The following is a 12467-nucleotide window of genomic DNA, read 5'->3' on the forward strand; positions in this document are numbered from 1 at the left end:
TACTATTAACAGTGAAAATTATTAGGCGAATACTCACTATGACCGATCGTTCTGAGACTGGCCCCCAGCCCTCCATCAATACCCAGACCATCGATAAGACCAAGGTAAAACGCACGTCTTTCTCTATTTTGGGTGCTATCAGCGTATCTCACTTGCTCAACGATATGATCCAATCGCTGATTCTGGCAATTTATCCTCTATTACAAGCCGAATTTTCACTGAGTTTTGCACAAATTGGATTAATTACCCTCACCTACCAATTGACTGCCTCACTATTACAGCCGCTTATTGGCCTCTATACCGATAAGCATCCAAAACCCTATTCACTGCCAATTGGTATGGGTTTTACTCTGTCGGGCATCTTGCTGCTTGCAGTCGCTACCACCTTCCCCGTGGTTTTATTGGCGGCGGCATTGGTCGGTACCGGTTCTTCGGTCTTCCATCCAGAATCCTCGCGGGTAGCCCGCATGGCCTCTGGTGGTCGTCATGGTATGGCTCAGTCCATTTTTCAAGTGGGGGGCAACTTCGGTAGTGCCCTTGGCCCGTTATTAGCCGCAATCCTTATTGCACCTTATGGCAAAGGCAATGTGGGCTGGTTTTCCCTCGCGGCATTGCTGGCAATTGTGGTGCTATTACAGGTCAGTAAATGGTATCAGCAACAACAAAGAGCCACACATGGCAAAATACTAAAAGCCTCATCAGTAGAAATGCTGCCTAAAAAGACTGTTATTAGGGCGTTAGCAATCCTGATGGTGTTGATATTCTCTAAATACTTCTACTTGACAAGTATTAGCAGCTATTACACCTTTTATCTGATGCATAGGTTTGGTGTTTCGATACAAAATGCCCAAATACATTTATTTGTATTCTTATTCGCAGTTGCCGCTGGCACCATCATTGGCGGGCCTCTTGGTGATCGGATAGGTCGTAAATATGTTATTTGGGGGTCAATACTGGGTGTAGCACCGTTTACCCTTGTTTTACCCCACGCATCTTTGTACTGGACAGGGGTTTTAACCGTGATCATTGGGGTTATCCTCGCCTCGGCCTTCTCGGCAATACTGGTATATGCGCAGGAGCTTATTCCAGGAAAAGTCGGGATGGTATCCGGTCTATTCTTCGGTTTTGCTTTCGGTATGGGGGGTTTAGGTGCGGCTGTACTAGGGTATGTTGCTGATTTGAGCAGTATTGAACTGGTTTATCAAATCTGTGCATTCTTACCATTACTGGGGATAATAACGGTCTTCCTGCCTAATATAGAAGATAAGTAATAGTAATAACCTTATAATCCCGATTGAAATATGTGTTTCAGTCGGGATGATTCCCTGTGTAATAGAGATAGAAATAGCAAATCCACCATAAACAACCACTTCAAACAATTTCCATGCCAAAGCAGACTTTTATCGATAAAAAATGAATTTTTATCGCGCATTGATCGCATAAATGCAATAAACTGATGTTATTGCTGTGAAATGCTTGCCGCCCTGCCGAACTAGAAGGAGTCTGGATGCACCACTCAACACCCTTAATTACCACGATCGTCGGAGGCCTTGTTCTCGCCTTCCTCTTGGGCACCTTGGCTCACCGCCTGCGCATCTCACCACTGGTGGGGTATCTTGCAGCAGGGGTGCTAGCCGGGCCATTCACGCCAGGTTTTGTTGCTGATACCTCATTAGCACCAGAATTGGCTGAAATTGGTGTTATTTTGTTGATGTTTGGTGTTGGACTTCACTTCTCGCTTAAAGACCTCCTCGCAGTAAAAGCTATCGCCATACCCGGTGCCGTTGCACAAATTGCTGTCGCCACCTTACTCGGGATGGGATTATCTCATTTATTAGGCTGGGATTTGATGACTGGGTTTGTCTTCGGTCTTTGCCTATCAACAGCGAGTACAGTGGTATTACTGCGGGCATTAGAAGAACGGCAACTCATTGATAGCCAACGAGGGCAAATTGCCATTGGCTGGTTAATTGTTGAAGATTTGGCGATGGTGCTCACATTGGTGCTATTACCGGCCTTTGCTGGCGTGATGGGGAACGAAACCACCAGTCTGAGCCAATTATTCACGGAATTGGCGATTACCATCGGTAAGGTAATTGCATTCATTACTCTGATGATTGTTGTTGGCCGCCGCCTGGTCCCTTGGATACTGGCTAAAACCGCCAGTACCGGCTCCCGTGAGCTATTTACCCTGGCGGTGCTGGTATTAGCACTCGGGATTGCATACGGTGCTGTAGGGCTGTTCGATGTATCCTTTGCTCTCGGTGCATTCTTCGCCGGAATGGTATTGAATGAATCTGAGCTCAGCCATCGTGCCGCGCAAGATACTCTGCCATTACGTGATGCATTCGCCGTCCTGTTTTTCGTTTCGGTCGGGATGTTGTTCGACCCCATGATTTTGCTACATGAGCCTTTAGCCGTGCTGGCCTCACTGGCTATCATCATCTTCGGCAAATCAGCTATCGCATTCATATTAGTGCGGATGTTTGGCCACTCAAAACGCACCGCACTCACTATTTCGGTCAGCTTGGCACAAATCGGTGAATTCGCCTTTATTCTGGCAGGGCTTGGGATTTCTCTCGGTTTAATGTCAGAACACGGCCGCAATCTGGTCCTGGCAGGGGCGATTCTGTCCATCATGCTTAATCCGTTACTTTTCACACTGTTAGATCGCTATTTAGCCAAGAACGAGACCATGGAAGATCTGATTCTGGAAGAAGCCGTAGAAGAAGAAAAGCAGATCCCTGTCGATTTATGCAATCATGCATTATTAGTGGGTTATGGTCGGGTTGGCAGCTTATTAGGTGCCAAACTGCATGCGGAAGGTATTCCATTAGTAGTTATCGAGAACTCTCGGCCAAGAGTGGAAGCACTGCGTGAACAAGGTATTAATGCGGTATTAGGCAATGCTGCCAGCGCAGATATTATGTCGCTGGCTCGTTTAGATTGCGCACGTTGGTTATTACTGACAATTCCGAATGGCTACGAAGCCGGGGAGATTGTCGCTTCAGCCAGAATTAAACGACCAGATCTTGAGATTATTGCGCGCGCACATTATGACGATGAAGTCGTTTATATCTCGGATCGTGGTGCGAATCAGGTTGTTATGGGCGAACGTGAAATTGCCAACAGTATGCTTAATATGCTGAAGATCGAAACGCTGACGGAAGAAGATAAGCGCCCACTTTGCCCGATTTAAAAGTATTACTGTGTTAGCACATCAACTATAAATAGGGCCAGCATATGCTGGCCCTATTTATAGTTGATGTGCTCTATCCAATAGATTTCAAGGTGCAGGAAGGCGGCGAGTAAGAGACAAATTGGTTGTAAACCATTTTGAACAGCGCTTGCGCTGGCCCTTAGGGTGAGCCTCTAATGAGGCTCATAATCCCGATGAGCTTACACCGCTAAGTTATTCGGGTGACAAATCTGCCGGGAGCAGATTTGAACGCTGCTCTCAGCGGCCTCGTAGAGGCGAGGCCTATGGATGGGCCAAGTAACGAGAGCAGCCAACACACCTGCAATTTGAAAGATGACGGATATCTTATCTTTCCCAGTACGACTCTTCCAAACTGTCTTCTCGCTCAGGCAAACCACGAGTTAAACGTGGTGAATGTTGATTCAACACCTGATAACTGACCCGATTGGCATATTTACATACTTGTGCCAATGAAGAATAACTAAGGCAACTACGAACATGTTTACTTGAGTTAGGAACATTATTACGATGAAAGCCATTAGCAGCTATATCATGCAGCACGGCGGATAATGCGCCATCCCCTGCCCCATTAGTATTCATTATTTTCTCTGGCCCCCCCATATAAGGGGCAATATGAGAATAAATACGCAATGGATTTTCGCAATGCTCTTTGCGCATAACTCGGCTAAATTCATACAGATTAAATTCCGCAATAGCGCCAGGCAATAATGGATGCTGAGTTTGGCGCTTATTAGCCTCTTCTGTATATCCCGCCATATAAAGCCCATTAGGGCCTGCGGTACACAGCACTAAATCAACCCAGCTCAACGCCATATCTGAAGCCATTAATGGGTCATTCAGGCCAGTCAGCTCATAAGCTTCATCTTCATTCATTGCAACGATAGAAACATGCTCTTTAAGAAAGTCACGCCACCACTGCGGATTATCTGCAATGACATATTTGGTTCCAAGTGTCATCACCACAGGAACATTATATTTCTTCGCATAATTGATTGCCTGCATGGTCGCCTCAGGCATTGGCTCACCCGGTTTGCAACGCACCAGATAAGCTGTAAGAACCAATGCTGAAGCGCCAGCGATAATATCTTCAGGAATACTTTCCGGCCGCAGTTGATTCATTTGGCCTGGGCTGATCGCAAATGTCCGCTCACCATTATCTGTAATTAAAGTGAAACAGCGGCCAATGGCACCATCAACAGCCTGTAGATAGTTTAAATCCGTACGGCTCGAGGTATTGCATAAGTAACGATAGGCATAACTGCCGATTTTGATATTGCTACACATCGTCCCTAGCAAAATAGAACGGTCATCGGCCAGCACAGAATAATTATGCAATGTATTACCAATGGTACCACCGGCAAACTCATGAGTTATCAACCCATTAGTCGTTAATTCCTGATAAAGCTGCTCAGCGACATCATCCTCGATAACCAAAGAATGCCCTTGGCTAAGACCATAACGCGTAATAAAGTCCTCATCGACCTTCGCTTCAATATCAACCAGCGTCTGATCAATGCCGACGATATAAGATGTACTCACCTCATTTTCTGTTTGCGCCGGTTGCAGTAAAGGATCTCGGGCATTAACAGGAAAATAGTGTTTAGATTTGCGTTTACCAGGAAATTTCATTGTTGTTTGTTACAAATTGAGGAATGAAGAGATAAAGAATTTTAGCACAAATACCCAATACTCAGCGAACATAGCCATTAGGATTAGATTGCTGCCAGTTCCAAGCGTCTTTTAACATATCTGTTAAAGTTCTTTTGGCTTTCCATTCTAATTCTTTCAAGGCAAGTTCTGCACTCGCCCAACATTCTGCAATATCTCCAGAACGACGAGCAACAATTTCATAAGGAATTTTTTTACCTGATATACGTTCAAATTCCGCGATCATCTGTAACACTGAATACCCAACACCCGAACCAAGATTATAAACCTTAAATCCTGGAGTTAGCTTATTAAGCGCACAAATATGCCCTTCAGCGAGATCCATGACATGAATATAATCTCGTACACCGGAACCATCTGCCGTGGGATAATCATTACCATAAACAGCTAATTTAGGGAGTTTACCAATCGCAACCTGAGTAATAAAAGGCAACAAGTTATTAGGTTTACCATTTGGATCCTCACCTATTAGGCCTGAAATATGGGCACCAACAGGATTAAAGTACCGCAGCGTTCTTATAGAAAAATCAGGATGAGCCAAAGAGAAGTCTTTCAATATTTGCTCAACCATGACCTTTGATGAGCCATAAGGGTTGGTGGTACCTCCAACACGAGCATCTTCAGTCAGAGGAACAAATTCAGGATCACCATACACAGTAGCAGAAGAGCTAAATATTAATTTTTTGACACCAGCAATCACCATTTCTTCAAGTAAGACAATCGAACCGGTAACATTATTTTGGTAATATTCAATTGGCTTAACGACAGACTCACTGACTGATTTCAAACCCGCAAAATGAATAACTGCATCAATTTTATGCTCAGAAAATATCTGTTTAAGACAATCGCTATCTAATACATCACCTTGATAAAACGTCGCCATACGGCCTGTGATTTGAGATACACGCAACAATGACTCAGCAGAAGCGTTAGATAAATTATCTAATACAACAACATCCTTGCCATTTTCTAAGAGTGTTAACAGGGTGTGTGAACCAATATACCCTGCACCACCAGTCACTAAAATAGTCATAGCTTACCTATTGAATTTAAGGAATCGAAATAGACTTCATCGCCCAAGAATAATTTCCCTATATTTATCTTTAACATTGTTCATATCAAATTTATTTTTCTGTTTTTGCGCGGCTTTATAGAATGAAGTATAATTTGAAAATACTCTATTAAGAGCAGAATCTAATTCTTCCGTTGTATTTCCAATTAAAATACCATTCTGGTCAACAACTTCACTACAACCGCCTACATTACTCAAAATAACGGGTAAACTGGCACTAGTCGCTTCAATTGCTGCCATTGGTAAACCTTCGCTTTCTGATGTTAATACAAATACATCATACTCATTAAATTTATCGAACCCTTTAATCTCACCATAGAAATGAATATTGTCATAACTACCATATTCATTTTTAAGATCTTGGTAATATTCACCATCACCAACAATATCGAGATCAAATTTAGGATTAGCAGCAACAACTTTTAAGATCAAGTCAGGGCGTTTTGGATAAGCTAACCGGCAAACATAAATAATTTTATTTTCACACGGGCGGTCTGGGCGCTCAGCTAAGGGTGTTATAGCATTAAGCTGTGTCACTATCTTCTCAGGCTTAATACCAATAATTTTAATTGCTTTATCTGCATCACTTTGGGACACACACCATATAACATCAGTAATATGGGACAATAGTTTTTCAATATAGCAAAATATAAACTTCAGTACATTACCATTGTAAATACATGACCATCCATGAGAAACATATACACCGCGGAAACGTAGGAATAAGCGGGCTAATCGACTATAAAACCCCGCGTTGGCGGAGCTGGATACAACAATATCAACTTTATTTTCTTTAAGTGCTTTATATAAACTGTAAATAGCCTTAATGCTGGCCATTTTTCTGATCTCTGGAATAATAACGATTTTATCACAGACAATCGTTTCGGTTAACCAACCAGGCTCAGAGGTTATCAAAATAATATTACAATCATCTTTAAGTAGCTTAACTTGCTCTAAAACCCAACCTTGGGCACCACCAATGATTGATTTAGTAATTACGAATGCAACAGTCTTCATATAATTTCCGTAAAAAATAAAATGAAAATATGATTAGAGAGCGTTCTCAAAACCATCAATGAGCAATAGTATTTTTTGCATTTTCATTGTGATTTTTTTGCCAAACGATATCACAGATACCGTCTGTTGGTTGAAATCCGGCGGGCGCTTCTACTAATAAAGAACGAATACATTCATAATCAAAGTCATTACAAGCAGTTTCAATTTTGTTTAGTAAAGTATTCAAATTATCCCATTCAAGCATGACTTCAGTTGCGGTCATAATTCTAGGATGATGGGTATTCTGTACAGATTCACCAATTAATAACTCTTCATATAACTTTTCACCTGGCCGCAAACCCAAAATCTCTATCGCGATATCACCATCGGGGTTTTCTTCGCTCTTAATTGAAAGACCTGAAAGATTAATCATCCTTTTGGCCAAATCAATGATCTTAACAGGATCGCCCATATCTAATACGAAGACATCGCCACCCTGCCCCATAGCACTGGCTTGAATAACAAGTTGAGCAGCTTCAGGAATAGTCATAAAGTAACGAATAATATCTTTATGCGTGAGAGTTACTGGGCCTCCCTCTGCGATTTGTTTCTTAAAGAGAGGGACAACAGAACCGGAAGACCCCAAAACATTACCAAAACGAACCATGCAAAACTTTGTATTATTTTGTTCTTTCGATAATGCTTGCAACACAAGCTCAGCCATTCTCTTGGTTGCTCCCATGGTATTGGTTGGCCTTACGGCTTTATCTGTAGAAATTAAAACAAATTTCTCCACACCTGATTTTATTGCCGCTTTTGCACAATAAAGCGTACCAAATATATTGTTCTTCACCCCCTCAATCACGTTATTTTCAACAAGGGGTACATGCTTATAGGCTGCAGCATGATAAACAGTATTAACCTGAAAACTAGACATTATCTGAACTAGCCTGGTTTCACTTTGTACCGAGCCAAGTAATGCAACAAACTCTGTATCAATTTTATTATTTTTACATATTGCAGCTATTTCATTCTCAATGGAATAAAGTGAAAACTCAGATATATCGAAAAGAATTAATAACTTTGGTTTTTCCACAATAATTTGGCGACATAGCTCAGAGCCGATTGAACCGCCCGCCCCTGTCACCATCACAACTTTCCCTGTAATATTTTTAGCTAATAATTTCTTATCTGGCTCTACAGGATCTCTTCCAAGTAATTCCTCGATTGAGACTTTCTTTAAGCTACTAATTTGTGCCCTACCTTCAACTAAGTCGGACATACCTGGAATAGATAAAACTTCACAAGAAAGATTCTCAAGTTTAGCGACAACAGCTCTACGCTGACTTTGGCTAACACTTGGCATCGCCAGTAACACTTTTTTAATGCCATAGCGTTCGATTAAATATTCAAGTTTCTCTGAAGGGTAAACTGTAACGCCATGTATAACAGCTTTATTTAACTTTGGATTATCATCAATAAATGCAATTGGAAAATATTCGCTAGCTTGCATAAGTGCAGGTAATAATTGTCGACCAGAAGCGCCCGCACCATATATAACCACCGGGGTTTTCCCTCTAACACCATAGTTTAATAGCATTCTAAAGAACAATCGAGAACCACAAATAAACACTAATGAAAAAACAAAGAACATAACAGCGACTGTTCTTGGTAAATATATTCCCAGGAAGTAGGAACCCAGCACCAGCAATCCAGAGGATAATACAACACCAATCATTACAGTAGTGACAATCTTAGCACTAACATAGCGTAATACTGTCCGATACAAACCCAGACGAATATAAACTAAAAGGGTCGGAGGTATAATGACAGCCAAAGCAACCCATTGTTCAATACTGGTAAAAGGACTATCTACATCCAGCCGTACCCAGAACGCGCCCCAGTATGCTAAAACAATTAGAATTGTGTCTAACCATAGCATAATGATTCGTTTAATAGGTCTTGGTAGAGACAACAGAAACACGAGAAACATGATACCAACCCCAAGATGGAAAACGCCATTTTACGTGACGCGAATTAAATTCATTAATTTACTATAAATTTAAATAGGTTAATTATTATCAATTCCAGCATTAACTTTATAGTCAATATATAAAAGAGGGACATAGGCGATAACGAGAGCGATTATTGGATTAACAATATCAAGCCCTACAAATAATGCTATAGGGAATAGCCAAATAATATTTATAGCAATAGCAGATAAAGTCACAGGCAAATGACGTTTAAATCTTCTGGATAAAATTTGATAACCATGACTTCGATGGGCCTCATAAACTTTAAAACCACCCAGAACCCTACGCGCCAGAGTCCATGTCGCATCAACAATAAATAAACCCAATAAAATCAGCCAACAGAAGAAGAATTTTGTTTCTATCCAGCCCGCACTAATTGCTAAAGAGCCGATAATCAGCCCCAGAAACCCACTCCCTGCATCACCCATGAATATTTTAGCTGGTGGGAAATTCCACACTAGAAATCCTAAAACAGTACTTGCGAGTAACCAAAGAACCAGATAACTGTCTAATTCGATATGATCGCCACTGATAAAATAAATCGCAATCGCGCCAATGCTGGTTGTAATCGCCTGTGCGCTGGCTAAACCATCTATGCCATCCATAAAATTATAGAGATTTAACATCCACACTAAAAATAGCAAGCCAAATAAGCTTCCTAAGATTCCGAGATTGATAACAACCCCAGAAATAGTTAATACCGGAAAACCACCTAAGCAAAATAATAAAAATGCTGCTGCAGAAAAATGAGCTAAAAGACGCCAACGGGCAGCAATATGCCCATGATCATCCCAGAAACCAACCAATGCGATTATTCCACCAGATACCACTAACCCAATAACAGTTAAAGGCGGTAGATAGCCTTGAAAGTAGAATAAGGCTATCCCACAGAGGAAACTAAAAACTATAGCTACACCGCCCCCCCGTGGGGTTGGGACGACATGTGAGCTACGTGAATTAGGTTTATCTATAATATTATTCTTAATAGAATATTGACGTAATAAATACGTTAACCCTACTGAAATCAGAAAGAATACTAATAGTGATAATATTAAAATTGGCATTTTAACCCCAAGTTTATTTCATAGCTATGATAACTATAAAAACATCAAATTTTATAATAAGCACAAGTTAAGATGGAATATAATTAATAATATTGAGTATAAATAGACATCCAGCGCTCGATTATTTTCTCGATAGAATTCGTCTGTTTAATTCTCTCTCTCACCTTATTACCTAGTATTTCTTTTTGTTCATCCGATAAATTTATCATTTTATTTATTTCTTGGGATAAACGAGCAGGATCTTTTACTGGGACAACAGAGCCACAATCGCCTAGCGCTTCAGTTATACCGCCAGCATCTGTAGCTACAATCAATTTCTTACATGCCATGGCTTCAGTAATGACTAGTGGAAAACCTTCCCATTCGGATGACAGGATAAAAATATCAGCCGCGCACATTAATTGTCGTATATCATTTCGTTGTCCAAGGAATGTCACATAGTTTTCAATTCCAAACTCTTTAGACATACTTTTGAGCTGACCTTCAAGATGACCTGTTCCGACAATAAATAGTCGAGGAAAACTTTGAAATTTATTGTTTTTAATAAGTAAAGAATAGGCAGTCAGCAAATTAGGATAATCTTTTGCTTCTGTTAATCTTCCTACACTGAGAAGCATAGGCGTATCATCAAAAATACCTAACTCTGATCTCTTTTTTTTTCTATCGTCCATTGAAAAATCGAACTGAGAGGTATCAATACCATTTGAAACAACAATCATTCTGGCCGCAGTTGAAGCTCCTTTTTGAATAAAGGAATCAACTGCATCTTGGCTCACATTGGTTGAAAGAGAAGCAAGTTTATCTGTATATTTATACGCTAACATCCGTAGAGAACTGCCTTCATTAGTATTATGTGCTGTACATATTAAAACAGGTATCTTCGTGAAGGTTCGCAGAAGTCTGGCAAATAAATTGGCATGAAACATATGACTATGAACAATGTCTGGTTTGAATTTTTTTATTATTTTTCTAACTTTAAATAATCCTTTAAATAAACTAAATGGTGTTTTTTCTAATTTTAGTTCATTCAACTGAACACCATCAGTCGGTTTAACCAATGTATCGCCAGTTAGGGAAATAATCATAACATTATGACCAGCCTCATGCATCTTATTGGCGATCAAGACAGTTTGTTTTTCGGCCCCCCCCATCCCAAGCCCGGTAATAATATACAATAAATTCACTGTTCCCCTCTTATTATTTCTATTGCTATAAAGTAAAGATTAAATTAATAATATTTACGTTAAGTTTAACTATTGGCTTTATATTTTATCTATCTTAATTAGATGTGTAAGCTATAAAGTAAATATCAAATACAATCTCATTTTATTAAAATATTCTGTATCAGATTCTTCCATTTATTGCCTATAGTGACATCTATTTTATATTTCTCTGCATTTTCTAGTGACTTTAATGACATAGCTTCCCTTAAGTCTTCATCATTCATTAGAAAAAGCAATTTTTCAATAAATGCATTGCTATCAGCAAAGGGTACAAGGTAGCCATCTTCATTATCCATGATCAACTCTGAAGGGCCAGTATCACAATCATATGCGATGATAGGCAATCCACTGGCCTTTGCTTCAAGCAACACCATGGGAAAACCTTCAAATCGAGATGTCATTGCATAAAGGCTAGACTGATTATATAAATCGCTCACATGGGGGGTAGAGGGAAGTAATTCTACATTTTTTAGACTTAATTTTTTGATCTTATCCAATAATAATATTTTATCTTCACCATCACCAGCAATAATAAGCACCCAGCTATTGTTAGCCTCTTCAATCTTTGCCCAAATATCTAATAAAAGATCAAAACCTTTTTGATAAGTAAGTCGACCTAAAGCTAAAACCTTTTTTGCGTGTTTTTTAGTTAATTTACTTTGTGGTTCAAAAGGTAATGGATTGGGTATTGCTATTATCTTTTCAGGGTATTTGTTTTCTTCCAGCCAATACTCACGATCTTTTTCTGTTAGAGTGACGACTGCATCAGCATATTTAGCAGCTACTCTTCTGGCAAGTTTTCGTGATTTTATTGTTAAGTTACTTTTATAATTAAAGTGCTCCCACGATATATGCTTTATCTTGGTACCTAATAAAGCAGTAGAGCTAAATAGTGCTAACATCGTATCAACATCAATCAGGACATCAATTGATTCATCTATTAGGATACGACGTAATCTAAAAACAACAGAAAAGTAGGCAAGCGAAAAGCGTCTTTTTTCATCAAAGAGTGAGACTAATTTTATACTCTCATCGACAGGAAATTTAGGTGGTGCATTACCACTTAAACTGATAATAATAACCTGATAGCCATGTTTAACAAGATAGTTAGCAAGCGCTATACTGACTCTTTCAGTCCCACCTGTATGGCTTATATCACCACCAAAGAAAGCAATTTTTTTCATAAAATCC

The 12467-nt window shown here is 39.9% G+C and carries 9 protein-coding genes; 2 read left to right on the forward strand and 7 right to left on the reverse strand.

What is annotated here, in order from left to right:
* Positions 1-38 precede the first annotated feature (38 nt).
* Both rosA and ybaL read left to right on the forward strand, forming a co-directional pair.
* Complete coding sequence (gene rosA / locus DXZ79_RS14505; protein WP_050291369.1) at positions 39-1271, forward strand: MFS transporter RosA; 1233 nt, start codon at positions 39-41, stop codon at positions 1269-1271.
* 236 nt (positions 1272-1507) lie between these two features.
* A complete protein-coding gene (gene ybaL / locus DXZ79_RS14510) occupies positions 1508-3199 on the forward strand; it encodes a YbaL family putative K(+) efflux transporter (protein ID WP_038631607.1) in 1692 nt (563 codons plus the stop codon).
* 345 nt (positions 3200-3544) lie between these two features.
* On the opposite strand, the gene DXZ79_RS14520 is transcribed toward ybaL, so the two are convergent.
* The 7 genes from DXZ79_RS14520 to DXZ79_RS14550 all read right to left on the reverse strand — a co-directional run bounded on the left by DXZ79_RS14520 (position 3545) and on the right by DXZ79_RS14550 (position 12460).
* Positions 3545-4849, reverse strand: coding sequence for an inosine/guanosine kinase (locus DXZ79_RS14520; RefSeq protein ID WP_038631605.1), 1305 nt, complete (start codon positions 4847-4849; stop codon positions 3545-3547).
* Between the two features lie 61 nt (positions 4850-4910).
* Positions 4911-5921 (reverse strand): UDP-glucose 4-epimerase GalE, encoded by a 1011-nt coding sequence (galE, locus tag DXZ79_RS14525; protein ID WP_038631603.1) that lies wholly within the window; start codon positions 5919-5921, stop codon positions 4911-4913.
* A gap of 36 nt (positions 5922-5957) precedes the next feature.
* Positions 5958-6977, reverse strand: coding sequence for a glycosyltransferase (locus tag DXZ79_RS14530; protein ID WP_120011397.1), 1020 nt, complete (start codon positions 6975-6977; stop codon positions 5958-5960).
* Between the two features lie 55 nt (positions 6978-7032).
* A complete protein-coding gene (locus tag DXZ79_RS14535; RefSeq protein WP_280524501.1) occupies positions 7033-8898 on the reverse strand; it encodes a polysaccharide biosynthesis protein in 1866 nt (621 codons plus the stop codon).
* A 129-nt stretch (positions 8899-9027) separates the two neighbouring features.
* Positions 9028-10053 carry an MraY family glycosyltransferase gene (locus DXZ79_RS14540; RefSeq protein WP_050291370.1) on the reverse strand — a complete coding sequence of 342 codons (1026 nt, stop codon included), beginning with the start codon at positions 10051-10053 and terminating at the stop codon, positions 9028-9030.
* A gap of 83 nt (positions 10054-10136) precedes the next feature.
* Positions 10137-11237, reverse strand: coding sequence for a glycosyltransferase (locus DXZ79_RS14545; protein ID WP_038631597.1), 1101 nt, complete (start codon positions 11235-11237; stop codon positions 10137-10139).
* Between the two features lie 137 nt (positions 11238-11374).
* Positions 11375-12460, reverse strand: a complete 1086-nt coding sequence (locus tag DXZ79_RS14550; RefSeq protein ID WP_038631595.1) for a glycosyltransferase family 4 protein — start codon at positions 12458-12460, stop codon at positions 11375-11377.
* Positions 12461-12467 lie beyond the last annotated feature (7 nt).

The sequence above is a fragment of the Yersinia rochesterensis genome (genome assembly GCF_003600645.1).
GTDB classification, from domain to species: domain Bacteria; phylum Pseudomonadota; class Gammaproteobacteria; order Enterobacterales; family Enterobacteriaceae; genus Yersinia; species Yersinia rochesterensis.